This window comes from Serratia sp. A07 (genome assembly GCF_058725505.1).
The window spans coordinates 75,818-95,462 of the sequence record NZ_JBZXDO010000001.1 but is presented as its reverse complement, the minus strand read 5'-3'; the positions used below and the strand labels follow the sequence as shown (position 1 = coordinate 95,462).

Sequence of the window (19,645 nt, the reverse complement as noted above, 5' to 3'; positions counted from 1 at the left end):
ATGTATTTTAACTGCTCGTTAACATTTACTCCCCGCTCAGGGACCGGATATACGCCATAAATAGTGAAAAACCGATTTTATGTAACAGATTTGTTTCTAAATCAGCGGTAAGGGACAGCATTTTCTCCGCCGGGAAAGTCGGTTTTGAACAACGGTTTATTTGCATTGTGGCGGCCTAGCCGGGCTTGAGCGGTCCTTACAGTCAAAATTCAGCCTTTGCTGAGATTATGAGGTCACTATGGAACAGCCAATCGCAGTTACCCGCCAGTCTTTCGATGACTGGATGGTCCCGGTTTATGCCCCTGCCGATTTTATTCTGGTGCGGGGAGAAGGATCGCAGGTGTGGGATCAGCAGGGTAAGTCTTACATCGATTTCGCCGGCGGCATTGCGGTTAACGCGTTGGGGCATGCGCACCCGGCGGTCAAGGCGGCGCTGGTGGAGCAGGCGGGCAAACTGTGGCATCTGGGCAATGGCTATACCAACGAACCGGTGCTGCGCCTGGCCAAAAAGCTGATCGACGCCACCTTCGCCGACAAGGTGTTCTTCTGTAACTCGGGCGCTGAAGCCAACGAAGCGGCGCTGAAACTGGCGCGCAAGCATGCGCACGACCAGCACGGCGCCGGTAAAGATCAGATTGTGGCGTTCAACAACGCGTTCCACGGCCGTACGCTGTTTACGGTGTCCGCCGGTGGCCAGCCAAAATATTCGCAGGACTTTGCACCGCTGCCAGGCGGCATCACCCATACGCCTTATAACGATCTGGCTGCGGCGGCCGAGCTTATCAACGATCGCACCTGTGCGGTGATCGTCGAGCCTATCCAGGGCGAAGGCGGCGTGCTGCCGGCGGAAGCCAGTTTCCTGCAGGGGCTGCGTGAACTGTGCGATCGCCATAATGCGCTGCTGATTTTCGACGAAGTGCAGACCGGCGTCGGCCGCACCGGCCACCTGTATGCCTACATGCAGTACGGCGTGGTGCCTGATGTGCTGACCACGGCCAAAGCGCTGGGCGGCGGCTTCCCGATCGGCGCCATGCTGACCACCGATGCGCTGGCGAAAACGCTGGGCGTCGGCACCCACGGCACGACCTACGGCGGCAACCCGCTGGCGACGGCGGTGGCGGGGGCGGTGTTTTCCATCATCAACACCCCGGAAGTGCTGGAAGGCGTCAAACAGCGTCACCAGTGGTTTATCGACGGGTTGAACGACATCAACCGCCAGTATCCGATTTTCGCCGAGATTCGCGGCGGCGGTTTGCTGATCGGCTGCCAATTGACGAAAGACTATGCCGGCAAAGCGAAGCAGATCACCCAGCTGGCCAATGAAGAAGGCGTTATCGCGCTGATCGCCGGCCCGGACGTGGTGCGTTTCACGCCGTCGCTGATCATCCCTGAGCAGGATGTGAAAGAGGGGCTGGCGCGATTCGCGCGCGCCGTGGCGCGCATTTGCAGCTAATCAGCGGGCTGCGCCTTCACCGGCGCAGCCTGATTCAGAAGAGGTTCGCATTATGATGATTATTCGCCCTATAGAGCGTCGCGATCTGGCGGATTTACTGACGCTTGCCGGTAAATCCGGCATTGGTCTCACTTCACTGCCGCAAAATGAAGATACCCTGTCGGCACGCATTGAGCGGGCGTTAAAAACCTGGCAAGGCGAACTTCCGCAAAGTGACCAGTGTTATTTGTTCGTGTTGGAGGACAGTGAGCGCCGGCAGGCGGTGGGTGTCTGTGCGATCGAAGTGGCCGTCGGCCTGGCGGAACCCTGGTACAGCTTCCGCGTCGGCACGCAGGTGCATGCTTCCAAACAGCTGAACGTCTATAAATCGGTGCCGACGCTGTTCCTCAGCAACGACCATACCGGCCATTCGGAGCTGTGCACGCTGTTCCTCGATCCGGATTATCGTCACGGCGAGAACGGCAAGCTGCTGTCGAAGGTACGTTTCCTGTTTATTGCCGCGTTCCGCGAGCGTTTCTCACGGCGCCTGATCGCCGAGATGCGCGGTTTCTCCGATGAAAACGGCCGTTCGCCGTTCTGGGAGAGCGTCGGCCACCATTTCTTCTCCATCGAGTTCGCCAAGGCGGACTACCTGAGCGGCACCGGGCAGAAGGCGTATATCGCCGAGCTGATGCCGAAACACCCGTTATATGTCGATTTCCTGGCCGAAGATGCGCAGAAGGTGATCGGCGAGGTGCACCCGCAAACCCTGCCGGCGCGCCGCTTGCTGGAGGCGGAAGGCCTGAGCTATCAGGGCTACGTCGATATCTTCGACGGTGGCCCGACGCTGGAAGCCGAGATCGATCACATCCGCGCGGTGAAGCAGAGCCGCCTGGTGAAAGTGGTGCTGGATGACACGCCGATGCGCGCCGATGCGCCGGTGCATCTGGTGGCCAACGACAACTATCAGAACTACCGCGCACTGTTGGTCAATGCCGATCTGTATGACGACCGCCTGCATATCAACGCCGCCACCGCCGCGGCGCTGGGCGTCGAGCAGGGCAGCCCGGTGCGGGTGCTCCCCCTTATTGCACAGGAGAAAGCATGATGTCCCATCCAGCACTGTTGATTAACGGCGTCTGGCGGCAGGGCCGCGGCGCCGAGTTCGGCAAAGCCGATCCGGTCGGCAACCAGCCGCTGTGGCGAGCCAACGCCGCCGATGCCGGTGACGTTGCCGCCGCCTGCGAAGCCGCGCGTGCCGCGTTCCCGGCCTGGGCACGTACGCCGTTCGAGCAGCGTGAACAGCTGGTAAAACGCTTCGCCGCCTTGCTGGAAGAACACAAGCAGTCGCTGGCGGAAACCATCAGCCGCGAGACCGGCAAACCGCGCTGGGAAACGCTGACCGAAATTCAGGCGATGATCGGCAAGGTGGGCATTTCGCTGCAGGCCTATCAGACGCGCACCGGCTTTAGCCAGACGGCGATGGCCGACGGCGCTTCGGTGCTGCGCCATCGTCCGCACGGCGTGCTGGCGGTGTTCGGGCCTTACAACTTCCCCGGCCATCTGCCGAACGGCCATATCGTGCCGGCGCTGTTGGCCGGTAACTGCGTGGTATTCAAACCGAGCGAGCTGACGCCCCTGACCGCCGAGGAGACTCTCAAGCTGTGGCTGCAGGCCGGTCTACCGGACGGAGTGATCAACCTGGTGCAAGGCGGCCGCGAGACCGGCGAAGCGCTGGCGGCCAGCGCGGATATCGACGGCCTGCTGTTCACCGGCAGCGCCGGCACCGGCTATCACCTGCATCGCCAACTGGCGGGGCAGCCGGAGAAGATCCTGGCGCTGGAGATGGGCGGCAACAACGCGCTGATCGTCGACGGTTTCGACGATCGCGATGCGGCGGTCAACCTGGCTATCCAATCGGCATTTATCTCCGCCGGCCAACGCTGCACCTGTTCACGCCGTATTCTGGTGAAGCAGGGTGCCGAAGGCGATGCCTTTATCGCGCGTCTGGTCCAGGTGGCGGGCGAACTGCGGGTCGGCCGCTGGGATGCCGAACCGCAGCCGTTCATGGGCGGGGTGGTGTCGGCAGCCGCGGCGGAAAACATGCTGAAAGCGCAGCAGCACTTGCTGACGCTGGGCGGCAAATCGCTGCTGACCATGCGCCTGCTGGAGCCGGGCAGCTCGCTGCTCAGCCCGGGCATCGTCTATCTGACCGGCGTGGCCGGCGTACCGGACGAAGAGTATTTCGGGCCGTTGACCACCATCGTGCGTTACCGCGATTTCGACGAGGCGCTGCAGCTGGCCAACCGGACGCGCTACGGCCTGTCGGTGGGGCTGGTATCGCCGCAGCGCGAGCTGTTCGAGCGATTGCTGCTGGAAGCGCGCGCCGGCATCGTCAACTGGAACAAGCCGCTGACCGGGGCGTCCAGCGCGGCGCCGTTCGGTGGCGTGGGGGCCTCCGGCAACCATCGCCCAAGCGCCTTCTATGCGGCGGACTATTGCGCCTGGCCGATGGCTTCGCTGGAAAGTGAAAGCCTGTCGCTGCCGGCGACGCTCTCGCCGGGCTTGGCGTTCCGTTAATCGTCTGCGGCGGCGCGCCGGCGTCGCCGCACGCTATCCCCAGGGGATGAACATGTCAGGATATGAAGTCAATTTCGACGGTTTGGTGGGGCCGACGCACCACTATGCCGGGTTGTCGTTCGGCAACGAGGCGTCGACGCAGCATCAAAACAGCGTATCGAACCCGAAGCTGGCGGCGAAACAAGGCTTGCTGAAAATGAAGGCGTTGGCCGATCTCGGTTTCCAGCAAGGGGTACTGCCGCCGCAGGAACGCCCGCATTTGCCGATGCTGCGTCGCCTGGGCTTCAGCGGCAGCGATGAGGCGGTGCTGGCGCAGGCGATGCGTCAGTCGCCGCGCCTGCTGTCGGCGCTCAGTTCGGCGTCGTGCATGTGGACCGCCAATGCGGCCACCGTGTCGCCCTCGGCGGACAGCGCCGATGGCAAGGTGCATTTCACCGCTGCCAACCTGAATAACAAATTCCACCGCGCCATCGAAGCGGAAACCACCACCGCCGTATTGCGGGCGATGTTCAGCGACGATCGGCATTTCGCCCACCATGAAGCGCTGCCGCAGGTGGCGTTGTTCGGTGACGAAGGGGCGGCCAACCACAACCGTTTGGGCGGCGACTATGCCAAACGCAGCGTGCAGGTGTTCGTCTACGGTCGGCAGGAGTTCGGCGGCGAAACGGCGCCGGCGCGTTATCCGGCGCGCCAGACGCGCGAAGCCGGCGAGGCGATCGCTCGCCTGCACCAACTGGACGAACAGCATACGGTCTTCGTGCAGCAAAACCCGGCGGTGATCGATCAGGGCGTGTTCCATAACGACGTGATTGCGGTCAGCAACCAGAACGTGCTGTTCCACCACCAGCAGGCGTTTTACCGCCAGCAGCAGGCGCTGGATGAAGTGCGCCGCAAGATGGCGACGCTGGACAGCGAGCTGGTGGCGATCGAAGTGCCGACGGAGCGCGTCTCGGTGGCGGACGCGGTGGCGACCTACCTGTTCAACAGCCAAATTCTTACCAAGCCGAACGGCAAGATGATGATCGTCGTGCCGGAGGAGTCGCGTCAGCACGCTGGCGTGTGGCGTTATCTCAACGACATGGTCGGCAGCGGCGGCCCGATCGAGGAAATTCGCGTGTTCGACCTGCGTGAAAGCATGCGCAACGGCGGCGGCCCGGCCTGCCTGCGGCTGCGGGTAGCGCTTAACGAGCAGGAGCTGCGGGCGGTTAACCCGCGCGTGATGATGAACGAGCGGCTGTTCGCGACGCTGAACGAATGGGTCGACCGCCATTATCGCGATCGCCTGACGCAGGATGACCTGGCCGACCCGCTGCTGCTGCGCGAAGGGCGCGAGGCGCTGGATTCGCTGACGTCGATCCTCGGTCTCGGCTCTATCTATCCATTCCAACGCTAAGGGAGGCGGCATGATCGATCTACTGCCCCTGACGCTGGAAGGGAACGAACCCGTCGAATGGCAAGGTGAAACACCGCAGCTGCGCTGGCGCTGGCAGGGGGAAGGGGTGCTGGAGCTCACGCCGCGGCAGCCCTACCGCCAGGCGATGGTGATGTCGGCGGGGGTGCACGGCAACGAAACTGCGCCGATCGAACTGCTCAATCAGCTGGTCGGCGACCTGCTGGCCGGCCGGTTGCCGCTGAGGGTGCGGCTGTTGGTGGTGTTGGGTAACCCGGCGGCGATGCGGGCCGGCAAGCGTTATCTGCACAGCGATATGAACCGCATGTTCGGCGGCCGCTACCGCAACTTCGCCGCCAGCGGCGAAACCGTGCGTGCGCAGCAGCTGGAGCGTGCGCTCGCCGCCTTTTTCGATGGGGAACAGGCGGCGCGTTTCCATTACGATTTGCACACCGCCATCCGTGAATCGCGTTTGCCGCGCTTTGGCATTCTGCCTTTCCAGAAACGCCCGTACAGCGAGCCGATGTTGAAGCTGCTGGATGCGGCCGATCTGGATGCGCTGGTGGTACACAGCGCGCCGGGCGGCACGTTTAGCCATTATTCCAGCGAACATCTCAATGCGGCGAGCTGTACGCTCGAGTTGGGCAAGGCGCGGCCGTTCGGCAGCAACGATCTGCAGCAGTTCGCCGCCATCGATCTCGCTCTGCGGGCGGCGGTCAGTGAAGGGCCCCTGCCGGTGCGTGCGGCCGATGAGATTCGGGTTTTCCGCGTGATGCACTCGTTGATCAAGCACAGCGAAGATTTCAAGCTGCACCTGGGCGATGACACGGCCAACTTCACCGAACTGAAACCGGGCATGTTGCTGTGCGAGCAGCCGCAGGAGGACTATCGCGTGGGCCAGGAGGGCGCGTGGATACTGTTCCCTAACCCCAATGTGGCGTTGGGCCTGCGCGCCGGTATGTTGTTGAACGAAGTGCCCCGCTCTACGCTGTATTGATTTATCCACGGCGGCGCCGTCAGCGCGCCGCCGTTATTCCCTTGATTATTTTATTCTGCTATTTCCCGCTATTTTAATTGGCGTAAGGCGAATTTTATTCGTTCCGAAGAGATTCCCTTATGTGAATGAATAAAAGGCGGTGTCAGATGATTAGCTGAAAGTCTTAATTGCCTGGTGAATTTGTTAAGATAAAAATGTGAAATAAGTAACGTTTTTAATAACCATGCTAATTTTGTTGTTACTTTGGGATCGTGCAGAAAGCACACAAAACGAAACCAAAATGCACTACATTGGTGCATTGCACCATTTTGGTTATAACTTATGTGATAAAATATTCTTATATTCAATGAGTTGTGCAATTCCTTTGTTGTAATATTTGGTTACAAATAAACATGCTTTCTCCTCGTTGTTTCATGAACTTTTTGATTTTAAGTTTTGATTCATGATGCTAATGTCACATCACCCCCGCATTAGGGGAGCTCATAAAATACCAAAAGATAAAATCACAGCCCAAAATATAAATTGGGCGTGACGGGCAGGGTTCTAATTATAATATCTAGGAAAATAAATGATGAAACGCAGTGTATTAGCCTTAGCTGTCGCCCTCGGGGCGGTCACCTCCTTCGCCAACGCGGCTGAAATCTATAATAAGGATGGCAATAAACTCGACCTGTACGGCCGCGTTGCTGCCAAACACGTTTTCAGTAAAGACAAGGGTGAAGACGGCGACAAAACTTACGTTCGTCTGGGCTTTAAAGGCGAAACCCAAATCAACGATCAGTTGACCGGTTACGGCCAGTGGGAATACCAGGTTGCTTCCAACCACGACGAAGCGCAGGGCACCACCGGCACCAAAACGCGTCTGGGCTTCGCCGGCCTGAAGTTCGCCAACTATGGCTCGTTCGACTACGGCCGTAACTACGGCGTGGTGTACGATGCCGAAGCCTACACCGACATGCTGCCGGAATTTGGCGGCGACTCCTACAGCTACACCGACAACTACATGACCGCGCGCTCCAACGGCCTGGCAACCTACCGCAACCGTGACTTCTTCGGTTTGGTGGAAGGCCTGAACCTGGCGTTGCAGTACCAGGGTAAAAACGACGGTGACGGCCGCAGCGTCAGCAAGCAAAACGGCGACGGCTACGGCATGTCTCTGGACTATCAGGACATCGGCGGCAGCGGCATCGGCGTAGCGGCGGCGTTCTCCGACTCCAACCGCACCAGCGCTCAGAAAGCGCTGCAGTACGGTAAAGGCGACAAGGCCACCGCCTGGACCACCGCGGTCAAATACGACGCCAACCAGGTGTACCTGGCGGCCATGTATGCCGATACGCGCAACATGACGCCGATCAGCGGCAACGGCGTTTCAGGCTTCGCCAATAAAACGCAAAACTTCGAAGTTGTGGCTCAGTACCAGTTCGAAAACGGCCTGCGTCCGTCCGTGGCCTACGTACAGTCCAAAGGCAAGGACATTGAAGGGATTGGCGATGTCGATCTGGTGAAATACGTGGAAGTGGGCGCGACTTACTACTTCAACAAAAACATGTACACCTACGTCGACTACAAGATCAACCAGTTGAACGACGACAACAAACTGAAGCTGAGCACCGACGACATTGTTGCCGTCAACCTGACCTACCGCTTCTAAGTTTCCATCATTACCTTCATCCTGTGTCGGGATCGGTAATCAGGCAGGGCGCAAGCCCTGCCTTCGTTTTTTCAGGTGCTCAGCCTTTTGGCGCCAATCCCACCAGTTCGATGGCAGAACGCAGCGCGGCGAAACGTTGCTGATCCTGCTCGCGTTCTATCTCCGTGACCAACTGTGAAAGAATATTGCTGCCGGAGACCTTTTTATGGTTTTTGATTAACTGCAACACCGCATCGCCCAACGCCAGGCTGACGTTGCGCAGCAGAATTTCATAATGCTCGTTGGAATGAGCTGATGCTGACATGACCTTTCTCTGTCTCTCTTCTTCGGGAGCCGCAATTTAGCAAAACAGCGGCCTAAAGCCTCGGAGGCAGACGAAGTTTCCGATGAAATCAGAAATTCCTCAGCACCGGACGGGGAAGGCGTTAAAAATCCGAATATTCGCTGGCCGGTAACCAAAAGCCGTCGATAAACTCTTCCATGGGATAACAACCGGCGTGGCGCAGGTTCTGTTCCTTCATCGCGATCAAGCATTGCGGTTCGTCGCGCAATATATCGACCACCATTTCACTGCAGCCGCCATCCAGATAACAGACAAACATCACCAATGCGTACATCGTTGCATGCCTCCTTCGTCGAACCGCCCTGTAGGCAACAGTGTAGGTAAAAAAGCGCGATTTTTCAGCATCATTGCGTGATAAATCGCCATCGAGACGCCGCTGACGGCACTTTCGGAATTCTCTAACCATTTCTGACGCCGGGAGCGGATGGCATATCCTTTTGACGATGCTAAGCTTAACAAGCCTTACTTCAATGCATCAGTGCAACCATCAAAAGGAGTGAATATGGGCTTGTTTAACTTCGTCAAAGAAGCGGGCGAAAAACTGTGGGACACAGTCACCGGCAATGCCTCCGCCGAAGATCAAAGCGCCAAACTCAAGGAGCATCTCGATAAGAGCGGCCTGCCAGGCACCGACAAAGTCGATGTGCAGGTGGTCGATGGTAAAGCCGTAGTGACCGGCGATGCCGTCAGCCAGGAGCTGAAAGAGAAGATCCTGGTGGCGATCGGCAACGTGGCCGGCATCAGCGGCGTGGAAGACAAGGTGGCGGTGGCGCAATCCGACGCCGAGAGCCGTTTCTACACCGTGAAGAAGGGCGATACGCTGAGCGCGATCTCCAAAGAGATGTACGGCAACGCCAATCTGTACAACAAGATTTTCGAAGCCAACAAGCCGATGCTGTCGAGCCCGGACAAGATCTATCCGGGGCAGGTATTGCGTATCCCGCAATAATCTGTCGCTCTGCCAGAGCCCGGTTGCGTACCGGGCTTTTTTTTGTCCTCTGTAATCGCCGTCTCTTATTCCCCTGCTAGATCAATGTCGGTTACATCTACCCTGTGTACCCGCTCGCTCGCCGGCAGGTGCGGTGTTGACCCTGATGGGGAAAGTTGATAGCGTCATGCCCCGGTTGAGGCCGGAATGCCCAAGGCGGCAACGTTAACGCCTTATACTGAGGGGCCTTTTGCCCCGCCAAACAGCAATGCAGCAGTTGAACGAGTGAAAACCGATTTAGTGAAACAACAGCGTAACGCCTCAACGGATAAAAACTATCGAGAAACCTTGGGTGATGCGCAATTTGCTATCGTCGTGTTGGCGGTGGCGTCCTGCTCACTGATTATCTTTACGCTGGCGGTCACGCTGTGGGTGACCTGACGCGATTAACTAGGGGAGATAAAATGGAGCCTAATCTCCATGATGAAACCAAACTGCTGGCGATTATCGGCCTGTTGGTTTCCGTGCTGCTGGTGGTATCAATTCTCTTTGGCGTGACCTATTTCTCCGATCTCAGGCACGCGCACGACGATGTTGACATCAAAAGCTGCTATATCAAAGCGTCCTAATCCGCGCGAATGCGCCTGAGCGCCGCCGATCTGTGAGGTGAGCTGTCCTGTGTTAAGCTGGGACGGTTATCCCTTGGCGAATCGGCGCCATTCAGGAGGTCTTTGCGATGAGTCAGTCCCGTCCTACGCTCTCTTCACCCTCACGCGAGTGCCCCGTCGTTGACGGCGTGCGCCAGATCCAGCGTATTGCCGTGCGTAACGCCGAAGTGGGGGGCATTCCGATCAACCGCGCGCTGCCAACCCGGGAAAGGCGTACCGTCGGTGCCTGGTGCTTTCTCGATCACGCCGGGCCGACGGTATTCAACGGTACCTCGCCCGGCATGGATGTGGGGCCGCATCCGCACATCGGTCTGCAAACGTTCACCTGGATGATCGAAGGCGAAGTGCTGCACCGCGACAGCCTCGGCAGCGAGCAGGTGATCCGTCCGGGCCAGGTCAATCTGATGACCGCTGGGCACGGGATCGCACATACTGAACAGTCGGTGGGCGAACCGCGGCGATTGCATGCCGCACAATTATGGATAGCGTTGCCGGCCGAACATGCCGACATGGCACCGCGTTTCGATCATTATCCCGACTTGCCGCAGTGGCAGAATAACGGCGTGAATCACCGTTTGCTGGTCGGCGAATTTGACGCTTATCGTTCGCCGGTATTTACCCTTTCGCCATTGATCGCCATAGATATGGAATGGCAGGAAGCGGCGACGGTGCAATTGCCGCTGCGCGATGACTATGAAATCGGCTTCTTGCCGCTGATGGGAGAATTCGAACTTAATGGTGAAACCTTTTCACCTGACGAGTTTGCCTATTTGGGCATGAAGAATAACTCTATCGAGTTAAATGCACGGAAAGGCAGCCGGGGATTATTAATTGGTGGCGCGCCGTTAAACGAAGAGATTCTTATCTGGTGGAATTTCGTTGGTCATACCAAGGCTGAAATTACTCGGGCCCAGCATGATTGGGAACAAGCGGCGCCGCGTTTTCCGCCGGTGAGCGGTTATTCCGGCGAGCGGATGACCGCGCCGCGCCTGCCCTGGGGCGATGTTTGATAGCGTTAGGATATAATCGCCGCGATTATTCGGCTTATTTCGCTCTAATAAGGCGAAATTACTGTGATCGCGGCTCCAGCTTTACCACAGAATAAGGTTTATCGGCAGAACAGTGATCTGGCGCATATAATGACAATGAGAAGAAGTTTAGGATAATCCTCAGGAAGTCAGGTTGTCTCCCGTTAGTCAGATGTCAGTGAGGTCATTATGAGCCAGGTACTCTATCGTGCAAGACTGTCCCATGTCGTGATTGCCACGGCGCTGTTTTGGGTCTCTGTCGCGGCATTGTTGGTCGCCGTATTAAACTAACCTCAAAAAATGACTCCTGCATAAACCCGCTTCGGCGGGTTTTTTTATCGCCGTTGTCTGGCGATAGAGGCTACGCGATTATACTTAATGACATCTTCAATAAGCGATAGGGACAATCATGAAGCTGTTTGCCGATATTTTGCTGTTGCTCATCGCGGTGCTCCATCTTTATATCCTGGTGCTGGAAATGTTCCTGTGGCGTGCGCCGCTCGGCAGACGCGCCTTCGGTACAACGGCGGAGTTTGCCGCGGCCACGCGGGTGTTGGCCGCCAATCAGGGGCTGTACAACGGTTTTCTGGCGCTGGGGCTGGTATGGGGCTACTGGCGTGAGGACATGGCGCTGCAGCTGTTCTTTCTCGGGTGCGTGTTGGCGGCCGGGGGGTTCGGCGGGCTGACCGCCAGCCGCAAGATCCTGTGGGTGCAGGCGCTGCCGGCCTTGATCGCGATGCTGGCGGTATGGGGGGCGCGTTAACCCGCCGGTTTACGGCGGGCGTCAGGCGGATTTTTGGTGAATGACGTGCAACGGCGGGTCGATGTGCAGATCGACGCTCAAATCCTGGCGGAAATCATAAGGCGTGATATTAAAACGCTTTCTGAACATGTAGGTGAAGTGGGACTGTGAGCCGAAGCCAAAGTCCAGGGCGATATCGAAGATCGACGCTTCACTGCTGCGCAGTTGGTAAACCGCGCCGGCCAGACGGCGTTCGCGAATGTATTTGCCCAGCGAAATCCCTGTCGCTTCTTTGAACAGCTTCTGCATGTGCCACAGCGAGTAGCCGGAGTACTCGGCCAGCTCTTCGAGATGGATCACTCGTCCAAGGTGAGTTTCGACCCATTTGCTGAGGGCGCAGACCAATGAGAGATGGTGTTCTTGTATCATCAGTGCGTCAGTGTGAGATCTACATAGCGGTGAAGTATACACAACTTGCCGCCGCGGACAAAAACGCCGCCGGTGACGGGGGGCAATTATTCGGAAAAACCGTTCAACCACAGCTTGTCAGTAGAAAGGAAAAACGGCTAATCTGAGACTGTCGCCGCCGCGGTGGGTTACGCGGAAAAGGCCACAGCAAGTAACCGCCAAAACAGAGTCAGCCGTAACAACTCAACGTTGATGGGGTGATCGCATGTTAATGACAGTGATTATTACTCTGGTTGTAATCGTGGGCGTCGGTGCTTTTATGGCGATGCCGGTGATGAGCATGAAAAATGCGGAAGGTGTGGGAGGTGAAGAACCGTGAGAGCAAGAGACATTGCACGCCGCTGAGCGGGGCGATCGCGAATCGGGAAAGCCTGGGTCAGAAACCCGGGCTTTTTGTTGCGTAGCCGCTCAAACGTTTTTCCGCTCGACGGTTTCCTCTCCCCAATAAAGCTGATCGGCGGTGGTTTTGGCAAAGGCCTTCTCCAACGCTTCGTCGCTGCCTTCTTCCCAGATCTTCTGTGCCAACACTTCGTCGTTCCCTGCCAGTTCAAAAATAGCTTCGGCGATTTCCACCGAAGTTTCACGCACTGTCGCCCAGGATTTCACATTGTGATTCGCCATAACTTTCTCCTGTTGGTTGTGGCTTACGGGTGGTTTTTGCCACCGTCATGCTGCAAGTATAGGCTAATCCGCCGCGGGCTTTTGCCCGGTGGTGCGCAGAAGGGGGAAAAAGGCGGGGAGAGCGGGCAATGGTGCAGGCGGCGTGCTATTCTGTGCGGCGTTTGAATCAAGAGGAAAATTATTATGTCTGACATGCTGAGCAACGAGCAGGAACTGGCTTCCGATCTGGTCGCTTGCCAACTGGTCATCAAACAGATTCTGGACGTTATCGACGTGATTGCGCCTACCGAAGTGCGTGACAAGATGGCGGGTCAGCTTAAAAGCATCGATTTCTCCACGCATCCTGCAGGCGCCGATCCGGTGACTCGCCGCGCGATTGACAAGGCGATTGCGCTGATCGAGATGAAGTTCACCCGCAGCTGAGGCGGGGCCGCCGCAGGGCGGCGGCGTCGGGCGGTGGCGGTTAATCCACCACCGTTTCGATTTTCTTGAACAGCGGGCAGTCGGCTACGCCGATGAAACCGTTGTCGCCATTGACGTACTGGGCGATCGCCACGTTGCGCGCCGTCAGGTATTTGCACTGCAATCCCAACCCGCCAACGTTCTTGTTGCTGCCTATCAGCACGCCGTAACCCGAGATCAAAAAGCCGCCGTAAATGACCGCCAACACCAGTACCCACTTAATCAATCTGCTCATTGTGCTTCCTCATTGTCCCTGAGGGCCCATCTAGCCACGACAACGGCATGACGGCAAGGGTAACAGTCTGAAAACCGGGCGATAGCCAGAAATCTAAACGACAAGTTAAACTTCGTTTAACTTCGCTGTGATAACATGCGCGATAGATTACCCAGATAACAATGAGGCTGCTAAATTTGTTGCGAAAAAAAATCCTCGTGATAATGACGGCCGTCGCTGCCTGCCTGTTTTTCTACCTGTTGGCGCTGGACAGTTATTGCGACGATGGCGGAAACTTTTCGCTGGGCATCTGCTCGGTAACGCGCTTCGTGCCCTGGTAAGCAATTTTTGGCAGGGATGTTCGCACGGCCGCCGCGAGTGTTAAGATGGTGGCCTGAATGTCGCAGTAGATAGGGTTGTCCATGTACGATTTAGGTTTTGGCCAGAACGGCCTGTTGTCGCTGGCCCTCGCCGCCGTGGCGTTGCTGGTTGGGCTGTGGGTTTGGTTTCTGGTGAACCGCGCCAGCGTGCGCGCCAACGAGCAGATTCGTCTGCTGCAGGAGATTGCCGAGCAACAACGCCAACAAACGGCGCTGTTGAAACGCCTGGCGCACCGTGCACGCGCTGATGGCGGCGATGCTGCTGACGACGACGATCTCAGCCCCGCGCTGGATTTCAAAGGTTTTATCCCCGAACGTTAAGCTTGATGCTCCGGCCGGCGGCAGCGCCGCCGGGGCGCCTCAGTAAAACACCATGCCCTGATACGGTTTTTCCCGGCATGCCGCCAGGCGGCTGGCCAGATCGCCGGCATGGATCTCCAACTGGTGCCCGTCAGGATCGAGAAAATAGAGCGATTCGCCTTCGCTGCGATTGCTCTTCCACTCTTTGACGCCGTTCTGGCGCAGCCGCTCGCTGACCTGCTCAATGTGTTCCGGCGCTACGCTGAAGGCGTAATGGGTGTAATCGCGCGCGCTTTGTTGCGCCCGGGCCTCATCCCGCGACAGACACAGCCACAACGCCCCCAACGAGAGATAAGCGCCGCCCTGCCAGCGGGCGTGCGGGGTAAACCCCAACAGATGACGATAAAATTCGAAGCTGCGATCGAGATCGCTGACGGCGAGCGTCAGGTGATTGAGGCCGGTCAACATGCATGCATTTCCTGGGCGCTGAACAGAGGGAAAAGTGTACGCAGGCGCTAAGGAAAGATAAAGGGGGCAAAGCATTAGTAGAGATAATGTGAAAACCGGCGGCGCTGTCATAAAACTGTCGTACAGACATCGTAATGTAGCGCGAACCTTACGAAAGATGGATAAAGCCGATGATTAAATGGTACGAAGAAAGCGATGCCGAAGTGAACCGCAGCATCGCGCTGCTGACCGGGGAGAACCCGGACAAGTGGTATCCCTACGGTGGTGTGAAAGGTAAAGATTACTGCAAGAATCCCTCCGATGCCTGGCCGATCATTTGCGCCAACAAAATCAGTCTGAACCCCGATAACCAAAGCGACAGCCCGCAATGGCAGGCGCGCATGAGCACCCAGGGCGGTGAATGGCAGGCGGACAGCGTCAGCCCGCTGCGCGCGGCGATGATCTGCTTCCTGATGAGCCGGCAGGCTAACTGATTCGAACAATACCGGTGATTGGTATGAGTTTCTCCTTTTTCTAATAACAGAGCTGTCGTTGGCGGAGGCTGTTTATGAAGCGCATTATCAAAGGTGATAAAAACTTGTCTCATCTGGTGATTGCCCATGCGGCGATCGATCGTCATGCCGAAAGCTTCGGCCAGCGCCGTCAGGGCTTGCCCTCGACCTACCTGATAAAATATCAAAACGATCGCGTGGCGGTGGAAGTGGTCACGCGTAGCCAATCTTATGTCGCCACGCTGATGATCGGCGCGCGCAACCTGACCAAACTGTGCGGAATGCCCGGCTAAACGCCGCCCTTATTCGCTTTCTCACGGTAAAAAAATCGCGCTCCGGCCCGCCGTCTCGGGGCGCTTCTCCTTGATGCTCACGGGGTTAAGTGTTAAAAAGCCGCCCGCAGATACATTTATTGATTGGTGAAATCTTGGCCGATAACGGCAAGGGTGTACGCCATATGAGGATAAGATGGGCGGTCAGCATCAGGACACTCCGCTAAAACGCGGTTTAAAAAACAGACACATACAGCTTATTGCCCTCGGGGGCGCCATCGGTACCTGTTTATTTCTCGGCATTGCGCAAACCATTAAAATGGCCGGCCCCGCCGTGCTGTTGGGCTACGCCATCGGCGGTTTTATCGCGTTTTTAATCATGCGCCAGCTGGGCGAAATGGTGGTGGAGGAGCCGGTCGCCGGATCTTTCAGCCACTTTGCCTATAAATATTGGGGCGACTTCGCCGGCTTCCTTTCCGGCTGGAACTACTGGGCAATGTTCATTCTGGTCGGCATGGCGGAATTGACCGCCGTCGGCATCTACATTCAGTACTGGTGGCCGGAAATCCCCACCTGGGCCTCTGCCGCGCTGTTTTTCGTGCTGATCAACCTGATTAATCTGGTGAACGTGCGTCTGTACGGCGAAACCGAGTTCTGGTTCGCCATCATCAAAGTGGTGGCGATTGTCGGCATGATCGTGTTCGGCGCCTGGCTGTTGGTCAGCGGGAACGGCGGCCCGCAGGCCAGCATCACCAACCTGTGGCAGCAGGGCGGCTTTATGCCGCATGGCTTCTCCGGGCTGGTGATGGCGATGGCGGTCATCATGTTCTCGTTCGGCGGGCTGGAAATGGTCGGCATCACCGCGGCGGAAGCCGCCGATCCGCGCCGCAGCATTCCCAAAGCCACCAATCAGGTGGTGTACCGCATTCTGATCTTCTATATCGGCTCGCTGACCGTGCTGCTGTCGCTCTATCCATGGGGGCAAGTGGTGGAGGGCGGTAGCCCGTTCGTACTGATCTTCCATGCGCTGAACAGCAATCTGGTGGCGACCGTGCTCAACGTGGTGGTGTTGACCGCCGCGCTGTCGGTCTACAACAGCGGCGTTTACGCCAACAGCCGCATGCTGTTCGGGCTGGCCAGCCAGGGCAATGCGCCGCAGGCGCTGACGCGCGTGAATAAACGCGGCGTGCCGGTATTGTCCATCGCGCTGTCGGCGTTGATTACCTCGATTGGCGTGCTGATCAACTACCTGATGCCCGGCAAGGCGTTTGAGCTGCTGATGGCGCTGGTGGTGTCAACGTTGGTGATAAACTGGGTGATGATTTGCCTGGCGCACCTGAAATTCCGCGCCGCCAAGAATCGCCAGGGCGTCATCCCCAGCTTTAAGGCGCTGTGGTATCCGTTCGGCAACTACCTGTGCCTGGCGTTCCTCGGCCTGATTCTGGTGATTATGTATTTCAGCGAAGGGATCCGCATTTCGGTGTTGCTGATGCCGGTGTGGATTGCGGTGCTGTGGTGCGGGTTTATGCTGACGCGCCGTAAAGGCGCCAAGCGCTAATCGGTATGCGGCGGAGGCGTAGTCTGCGCCTCCGCTTCTTTTCTACGTCAGCCGCGCGGCATAAAGGCGCGCCCCTCACCGTGACCCCGCCCCAGCAGTTTCCGGCACAGCAGCAGCAGAGTGCTGATCACGTCGATGGCGACCACGCTGAGCATCAGCAGGGTCAGCATGAAAAACCCGAGCAGCGAACCGCCCAGCAGAACCAGTGGCGCCGGTACGCGCAGACGGCGCAGCTTCATGGCGAAATACATTTTCCAGTATTGCTTCTGCGCCAGCAGCGCGCTGCGAATACGGCGCCCCAGGCCGATGCCTGATTTGCGGGATGTAGAACGACTCATAACTTCTCCTTTTCTGTATGCCCTACAAGTCAATCACAAAGATCTTAAGAGAGTCTTAACGGGCTCTTGGCGGCCCTGGCTGTCTCACCGGAGTGAGACAACAGCATACGGCAAAAGGTCCCGCAATGCAGCGCACGGCTGACGAAGTGCGAGTCTCGTTGGGTTTGTTACACTGAAAGTCACGCCCATGCAGGGGGCGCAGCGGTCAGGAGAAGGGGCTGGATGAAGAGAATCAATCGTTATTACGACGCGGCCAAGGCGCATCACACGCCGGAGGGATTTCGCAATCCGGAACCCTCGCAGCGCCAGGAGGGCGACCTGCAGCGTTGGCAGGATGAGCGCAAGCGGCAGGGGCTGCCCAGGCCGCCGCAGCAGGGCTACGCGCAATTTACCGAACGCTGGTGGCAACCCGCCGATCTCAGCGGCAGCGATGACAGCATCTGGTGGCTGGGGCATGCATCCATGCTATTGCGGCTGGGTGGCCGCTATATCTTGATCGATCCGGTGTTGTCCGAACGCGCCTCGCCGCTGAGCTTCTACGGGCCGAAGCGCAGAACGCCGGCGCCGCTGACGGTGGAGCAATTGCCGGCGGTGGATGCGGTGCTGATCTCCCATAATCATTATGACCATCTCGACAGGCGCACGGTGCGGCAGCTGGCGCGGCGCTTCCCACAGGCCGAGTTTATCGTGCCGCTCGGCTTGAAGCGTTGGTTCCGCCGTTATCGGCTGAAGGTGCATGAGCTGGACTGGTGGCAGAGCCTGTCGTTAGGTGAGCTGACGGTCTACGCCACGCCGGCGCGGCACTGGAGCATGCGCACGTTGTGGGATCGCAATCGCTCGCTGTGGTGCGGTTGGGTGATCCATCATCCGGCGCTGCGGTTCTATTTTTCCGGCGACAGCGGCTATTCGGCGCGGTTGGCGGAAATCGGTCAACGGTTGGGCCCGTTCGACGTGGCGGCACTGCCCATTGGCGCCTATGCGCCGCGCTGGTTCATGCAGGAGCAACATATGGATCCGCAGCAGTCGGTGGCGCTGTATCGCGAGCTGAATCAGCCGCGAGCCATTCCCATCCATTGGGGGGTATTCGAACTGGCGGATGAATCGCTGGACGAACCGCCGCAGCAACTGAACCTGGCGCTGAGCGAGGCGGGGCTGGAACAGCATCAATTCCATCCGCTGAAGATTGGCGAGCGCATCGCGTTGCAGGACTCGCAGCAAGCGTTGTCTATCCACCCGGTGGTAGAGAGGAAAGAATAAGATCAACGGTTTGAAAGCGTGGCAGTAATTAGCAAAATTGATAAGTGCGGGGTGGGATCCAAATAACCACCCGATTTTCCGGATTTAATTCAATGCCGCACTTTCGCTATTCATAAGGTTATTCCGGTTATTCAGATTTAGGGTTTTCGGATTATTTAGGATGAAGCCACCGGCCAGCGGGGGAGGCATCAGGACGTTGCATGCTTATGCAGCCGTTGGTCGGCGTGTCAGCGCGGTTGCCGGCTCTCATCACGCTCTGGCGCATGCCGTGCGGTGACAGGGCTGAAGGCCGATGGTGAATGCGCTTTCCGACGGTAAAAGGTCGGAGGAGCATTGAATAAATTGGCCCCCGTTCATCGATATTCAAATGTTGCATATGACATTCCATAAAGATTCAAATTTTTTAACGCTATAAGCGACGAAAAAGCGAAAACGTCGAGAAGGAGATGCGTCAAAACGATGAAAGTTTTGTTAAAACGCTATCAGAATGCGGGGTCTGGCGCAGCCAGTTTGGCAAGCAGAAAATAGCCGATGCTTCAACATCTTTTGGCCTATTTAAGCAAATGTGGCTCTCGACCGTTTCAAATATGTGCGACATGTCGTTCAGTGATTAAAAATGGCTTGCCATCGCATACAGAGTATGTGATAACGCATCTGGGTAAAACGAGGTACAGTTCTGTATATGTGTGGCATTTTCAGTAAAGAAGTTCTGAGTAAAGACGTTAGCGTTGAATACCGCTTCTCTGCCGATCCTTATCTTAGTGCCTCAAGCAGTAACGACTCTAGTTTGTCTATGTAACGCCCTCGGGCGGTTTAAACAATCCAAAGGAAATACTCAAGATGGCAAAGATCAAAGGTCAAGTTAAGTGGTTCAACGAGTCTAAAGGTTTCGGTTTCATCACCCCGGCTGACGGCAGCAAAGACGTGTTCGTACACTTCTCTGCAATCCAGGGTAACGGCTTCAAAACCCTGGCTGAAGGCCAGAACGTTGAGTTCGAAATCCAAGATGGCCAGAAAGGCCCATCTGCAGTAAACGTTACTGCTATCTAATCAGCGT

Annotated in this window: 28 protein-coding genes; 21 read left to right on the top strand and 7 right to left on the bottom strand. The window is 57.3% G+C overall.

Annotation, left to right across the window (positions count from 1 at the left end):
• Positions 1 to 238: 238 nt before the first annotated feature.
• From AC4PR2_RS00530 to ompC, 6 genes are all read left to right on the top strand, one after another.
• On the top strand, positions 239 to 1,453 hold the full coding sequence (locus AC4PR2_RS00530) for an aspartate aminotransferase family protein (RefSeq protein ID WP_070914693.1): 1,215 nt from the start codon (positions 239 to 241) through the stop codon (positions 1,451 to 1,453).
• A 52-nt stretch (positions 1,454 to 1,505) separates the two neighbouring features.
• Positions 1,506 to 2,540, top strand: coding sequence for an arginine N-succinyltransferase (gene astA, locus AC4PR2_RS00525; RefSeq protein ID WP_492174812.1), 1,035 nt, complete (start codon positions 1,506 to 1,508; stop codon positions 2,538 to 2,540).
• Positions 2,540 to 4,012, top strand: a complete 1,473-nt coding sequence (gene astD / locus AC4PR2_RS00520) for a succinylglutamate-semialdehyde dehydrogenase (protein ID WP_492174853.1) — start codon at positions 2,540 to 2,542, stop codon at positions 4,010 to 4,012. Before astA ends, astD begins: the two co-directional genes overlap by 1 nt.
• A 52-nt stretch (positions 4,013 to 4,064) precedes the next feature.
• Positions 4,065 to 5,405 carry an N-succinylarginine dihydrolase gene (gene astB / locus AC4PR2_RS00515; RefSeq protein ID WP_070914722.1) on the top strand — a complete coding sequence of 447 codons (1,341 nt, stop codon included), beginning with the start codon at positions 4,065 to 4,067 and terminating at the stop codon, positions 5,403 to 5,405.
• A 10-nt stretch (positions 5,406 to 5,415) separates the two neighbouring features.
• Entirely contained in the window at positions 5,416 to 6,399 is a 984-nt protein-coding gene (gene astE, locus AC4PR2_RS00510; protein WP_060424002.1) for a succinylglutamate desuccinylase, read from the top strand.
• A gap of 568 nt (positions 6,400 to 6,967) precedes the next feature.
• Positions 6,968 to 8,050, top strand: a complete 1,083-nt coding sequence (ompC, locus tag AC4PR2_RS00505; RefSeq protein ID WP_084827681.1) for a porin OmpC — start codon at positions 6,968 to 6,970, stop codon at positions 8,048 to 8,050.
• A gap of 79 nt (positions 8,051 to 8,129) precedes the next feature.
• Here the strand turns inward: ompC and AC4PR2_RS00500 are convergent, their stop codons facing one another.
• Both AC4PR2_RS00500 and AC4PR2_RS00495 read right to left on the bottom strand, forming a co-directional pair.
• On the bottom strand, positions 8,130 to 8,354 hold the full coding sequence (locus AC4PR2_RS00500; RefSeq protein WP_060423997.1) for a biofilm development regulator YmgB/AriR family protein: 225 nt from the start codon (positions 8,352 to 8,354) through the stop codon (positions 8,130 to 8,132).
• A gap of 121 nt (positions 8,355 to 8,475) precedes the next feature.
• Entirely contained in the window at positions 8,476 to 8,667 is a 192-nt protein-coding gene (locus AC4PR2_RS00495; protein WP_038877040.1) for a YdfD/YebW family protein, read from the bottom strand.
• Positions 8,668 to 8,895: 228 nt separating this feature from the next.
• On the opposite strand from AC4PR2_RS00495, the gene lysM reads away from it, so the two are divergent.
• The 5 genes from lysM (at position 8,896) to AC4PR2_RS00470 (ending at position 11,780) form a co-directional block, all read left to right on the top strand.
• On the top strand, positions 8,896 to 9,342 hold the full coding sequence (gene lysM, locus AC4PR2_RS00490) for a peptidoglycan-binding protein LysM (RefSeq protein ID WP_016927389.1): 447 nt from the start codon (positions 8,896 to 8,898) through the stop codon (positions 9,340 to 9,342).
• Positions 9,343 to 9,528: 186 nt separating this feature from the next.
• A complete protein-coding gene (locus tag AC4PR2_RS00485; RefSeq protein ID WP_148045862.1) occupies positions 9,529 to 9,762 on the top strand; it encodes a hypothetical protein in 234 nt (77 codons plus the stop codon).
• 23 nt (positions 9,763 to 9,785) lie between these two features.
• A complete protein-coding gene (locus AC4PR2_RS00480) occupies positions 9,786 to 9,950 on the top strand; it encodes a hypothetical protein (protein ID WP_164491940.1) in 165 nt (54 codons plus the stop codon).
• 107 nt (positions 9,951 to 10,057) lie between these two features.
• Positions 10,058 to 10,999, top strand: a complete 942-nt coding sequence (locus tag AC4PR2_RS00475) for a pirin family protein (RefSeq protein ID WP_492174808.1) — start codon at positions 10,058 to 10,060, stop codon at positions 10,997 to 10,999.
• A gap of 433 nt (positions 11,000 to 11,432) precedes the next feature.
• A complete protein-coding gene (locus AC4PR2_RS00470; RefSeq protein ID WP_337046662.1) occupies positions 11,433 to 11,780 on the top strand; it encodes a DUF1304 domain-containing protein in 348 nt (115 codons plus the stop codon).
• 21 nt (positions 11,781 to 11,801) lie between these two features.
• Here AC4PR2_RS00470 and AC4PR2_RS00465 read toward each other — a convergent pair whose 3' ends face one another.
• Positions 11,802 to 12,188, bottom strand: a complete 387-nt coding sequence (locus tag AC4PR2_RS00465; protein WP_004927697.1) for a helix-turn-helix domain-containing protein — start codon at positions 12,186 to 12,188, stop codon at positions 11,802 to 11,804.
• Positions 12,189 to 12,635: 447 nt separating this feature from the next.
• The gene (locus AC4PR2_RS00460) at positions 12,636 to 12,848 is read right to left on the bottom strand and encodes a YccJ family protein (RefSeq protein WP_004927694.1); all 213 of its coding nucleotides are present in this window, start codon (positions 12,846 to 12,848) and stop codon (positions 12,636 to 12,638) included.
• A 183-nt stretch (positions 12,849 to 13,031) separates the two neighbouring features.
• On the opposite strand from AC4PR2_RS00460, the gene AC4PR2_RS00455 reads away from it, so the two are divergent.
• Complete coding sequence (locus AC4PR2_RS00455) at positions 13,032 to 13,271, top strand: DUF2766 family protein (protein ID WP_025303170.1); 240 nt, start codon at positions 13,032 to 13,034, stop codon at positions 13,269 to 13,271.
• Between the two features lie 40 nt (positions 13,272 to 13,311).
• Here the strand turns inward: AC4PR2_RS00455 and AC4PR2_RS00450 are convergent, their stop codons facing one another.
• Positions 13,312 to 13,545, bottom strand: a complete 234-nt coding sequence (locus AC4PR2_RS00450) for a YobH family protein (protein WP_038877047.1) — start codon at positions 13,543 to 13,545, stop codon at positions 13,312 to 13,314.
• Positions 13,546 to 13,721: 176 nt separating this feature from the next.
• On the opposite strand from AC4PR2_RS00450, the gene mgrB reads away from it, so the two are divergent.
• Positions 13,722 to 13,865, top strand: a complete 144-nt coding sequence (mgrB, locus tag AC4PR2_RS00445) for a PhoP/PhoQ regulatory lipoprotein MgrB (protein WP_473829178.1) — start codon at positions 13,722 to 13,724, stop codon at positions 13,863 to 13,865.
• An 81-nt stretch (positions 13,866 to 13,946) separates the two neighbouring features.
• Positions 13,947 to 14,225: a YebO family protein gene (locus AC4PR2_RS00440; RefSeq protein WP_060423990.1), complete on the top strand. Its 279-nt coding sequence runs from the start codon at positions 13,947 to 13,949 to the stop codon at positions 14,223 to 14,225.
• Between the two features lie 39 nt (positions 14,226 to 14,264).
• On the opposite strand, the gene fos is transcribed toward AC4PR2_RS00440, so the two are convergent.
• Complete coding sequence (gene fos, locus AC4PR2_RS00435; RefSeq protein WP_038877053.1) at positions 14,265 to 14,672, bottom strand: fosfomycin resistance glutathione transferase; 408 nt, start codon at positions 14,670 to 14,672, stop codon at positions 14,265 to 14,267.
• A 170-nt stretch (positions 14,673 to 14,842) separates the two neighbouring features.
• On the opposite strand from fos, the gene AC4PR2_RS00430 reads away from it, so the two are divergent.
• From AC4PR2_RS00430 to AC4PR2_RS00420, 3 genes are all read left to right on the top strand, one after another.
• Positions 14,843 to 15,145 carry a phage protein NinX family protein gene (locus AC4PR2_RS00430; protein WP_038877055.1) on the top strand — a complete coding sequence of 101 codons (303 nt, stop codon included), beginning with the start codon at positions 14,843 to 14,845 and terminating at the stop codon, positions 15,143 to 15,145.
• Between the two features lie 74 nt (positions 15,146 to 15,219).
• Entirely contained in the window at positions 15,220 to 15,456 is a 237-nt protein-coding gene (locus tag AC4PR2_RS00425; protein WP_492174804.1) for a DUF4060 family protein, read from the top strand.
• Positions 15,457 to 15,631: 175 nt separating this feature from the next.
• A complete protein-coding gene (locus AC4PR2_RS00420; RefSeq protein WP_492174802.1) occupies positions 15,632 to 16,993 on the top strand; it encodes an amino acid permease in 1,362 nt (453 codons plus the stop codon).
• Positions 16,994 to 17,040: 47 nt separating this feature from the next.
• Here the strand turns inward: AC4PR2_RS00420 and AC4PR2_RS00415 are convergent, their stop codons facing one another.
• Positions 17,041 to 17,331 (bottom strand): hypothetical protein, encoded by a 291-nt coding sequence (locus tag AC4PR2_RS00415; protein ID WP_044031054.1) that lies wholly within the window; start codon positions 17,329 to 17,331, stop codon positions 17,041 to 17,043.
• 222 nt (positions 17,332 to 17,553) lie between these two features.
• Here AC4PR2_RS00415 and AC4PR2_RS00410 point away from each other — a divergent pair, with 222 nt between their 5' ends.
• The 4 genes from AC4PR2_RS00410 (at position 17,554) to cspE (ending at position 19,638) form a co-directional block, all read left to right on the top strand.
• Entirely contained in the window at positions 17,554 to 18,588 is a 1,035-nt protein-coding gene (locus AC4PR2_RS00410) for an MBL fold metallo-hydrolase (protein ID WP_197778677.1), read from the top strand.
• A 446-nt stretch (positions 18,589 to 19,034) separates the two neighbouring features.
• Positions 19,035 to 19,202, top strand: coding sequence for a hypothetical protein (locus tag AC4PR2_RS00405; protein WP_154618193.1), 168 nt, complete (start codon positions 19,035 to 19,037; stop codon positions 19,200 to 19,202).
• 68 nt (positions 19,203 to 19,270) lie between these two features.
• A complete protein-coding gene (locus AC4PR2_RS00400; RefSeq protein ID WP_002211058.1) occupies positions 19,271 to 19,387 on the top strand; it encodes a DUF2627 domain-containing protein in 117 nt (38 codons plus the stop codon).
• 41 nt (positions 19,388 to 19,428) lie between these two features.
• Positions 19,429 to 19,638, top strand: a complete 210-nt coding sequence (gene cspE / locus AC4PR2_RS00395; protein ID WP_002221949.1) for a transcription antiterminator/RNA stability regulator CspE — start codon at positions 19,429 to 19,431, stop codon at positions 19,636 to 19,638.
• Positions 19,639 to 19,645: the final 7 nt, after the last annotated feature.

Bases quoted from the DNA above. Each gene is read 5' to 3' on its own strand.
- cspE (WP_002221949.1), top strand. From the start codon at position 19,429: ATGGCAAAGATCAAAGGTCAAGTTAAGTGGTTCAACGAGTCTAAAGGT.
- AC4PR2_RS00425 (WP_492174804.1), top strand. From the start codon at position 15,220: ATGAAGCGCATTATCAAAGGTGATAAAAACTTGTCTCATCTGGTGATT.
- astE (WP_060424002.1), top strand. From the start codon at position 5,416: ATGATCGATCTACTGCCCCTGACGCTGGAAGGGAACGAACCCGTCGAA.
- AC4PR2_RS00485 (WP_148045862.1), top strand. From the start codon at position 9,529: ATGCCCAAGGCGGCAACGTTAACGCCTTATACTGAGGGGCCTTTTGCC.
- AC4PR2_RS00415 (WP_044031054.1), bottom strand. From the start codon at position 17,331: ATGAGTCGTTCTACATCCCGCAAATCAGGCATCGGCCTGGGGCGCCGT.
- lysM (WP_016927389.1), top strand. From the start codon at position 8,896: ATGGGCTTGTTTAACTTCGTCAAAGAAGCGGGCGAAAAACTGTGGGAC.
- AC4PR2_RS00495 (WP_038877040.1), bottom strand. From the start codon at position 8,667: ATGTACGCATTGGTGATGTTTGTCTGTTATCTGGATGGCGGCTGCAGT.
- AC4PR2_RS00500 (WP_060423997.1), bottom strand. From the start codon at position 8,354: ATGTCAGCATCAGCTCATTCCAACGAGCATTATGAAATTCTGCTGCGC.
- astA (WP_492174812.1), top strand. From the start codon at position 1,506: ATGATGATTATTCGCCCTATAGAGCGTCGCGATCTGGCGGATTTACTG.
- ompC (WP_084827681.1), top strand. From the start codon at position 6,968: ATGATGAAACGCAGTGTATTAGCCTTAGCTGTCGCCCTCGGGGCGGTC.
- AC4PR2_RS00430 (WP_038877055.1), top strand. From the start codon at position 14,843: ATGATTAAATGGTACGAAGAAAGCGATGCCGAAGTGAACCGCAGCATC.
- AC4PR2_RS00530 (WP_070914693.1), top strand. From the start codon at position 239: ATGGAACAGCCAATCGCAGTTACCCGCCAGTCTTTCGATGACTGGATG.
- AC4PR2_RS00460 (WP_004927694.1), bottom strand. From the start codon at position 12,848: ATGGCGAATCACAATGTGAAATCCTGGGCGACAGTGCGTGAAACTTCG.
- AC4PR2_RS00480 (WP_164491940.1), top strand. From the start codon at position 9,786: ATGGAGCCTAATCTCCATGATGAAACCAAACTGCTGGCGATTATCGGC.
- AC4PR2_RS00465 (WP_004927697.1), bottom strand. From the start codon at position 12,188: ATGATACAAGAACACCATCTCTCATTGGTCTGCGCCCTCAGCAAATGG.
- astB (WP_070914722.1), top strand. From the start codon at position 4,065: ATGTCAGGATATGAAGTCAATTTCGACGGTTTGGTGGGGCCGACGCAC.
- astD (WP_492174853.1), top strand. From the start codon at position 2,540: ATGTCCCATCCAGCACTGTTGATTAACGGCGTCTGGCGGCAGGGCCGC.
- AC4PR2_RS00410 (WP_197778677.1), top strand. From the start codon at position 17,554: ATGAAGAGAATCAATCGTTATTACGACGCGGCCAAGGCGCATCACACG.
- AC4PR2_RS00400 (WP_002211058.1), top strand. From the start codon at position 19,271: ATGTGTGGCATTTTCAGTAAAGAAGTTCTGAGTAAAGACGTTAGCGTT.
- fos (WP_038877053.1), bottom strand. From the start codon at position 14,672: ATGTTGACCGGCCTCAATCACCTGACGCTCGCCGTCAGCGATCTCGAT.
- AC4PR2_RS00405 (WP_154618193.1), top strand. From the start codon at position 19,035: ATGCGTCAAAACGATGAAAGTTTTGTTAAAACGCTATCAGAATGCGGG.
- AC4PR2_RS00455 (WP_025303170.1), top strand. From the start codon at position 13,032: ATGTCTGACATGCTGAGCAACGAGCAGGAACTGGCTTCCGATCTGGTC.
- AC4PR2_RS00475 (WP_492174808.1), top strand. From the start codon at position 10,058: ATGAGTCAGTCCCGTCCTACGCTCTCTTCACCCTCACGCGAGTGCCCC.
- AC4PR2_RS00420 (WP_492174802.1), top strand. From the start codon at position 15,632: ATGGGCGGTCAGCATCAGGACACTCCGCTAAAACGCGGTTTAAAAAAC.
- AC4PR2_RS00440 (WP_060423990.1), top strand. From the start codon at position 13,947: ATGTACGATTTAGGTTTTGGCCAGAACGGCCTGTTGTCGCTGGCCCTC.
- AC4PR2_RS00450 (WP_038877047.1), bottom strand. From the start codon at position 13,545: ATGAGCAGATTGATTAAGTGGGTACTGGTGTTGGCGGTCATTTACGGC.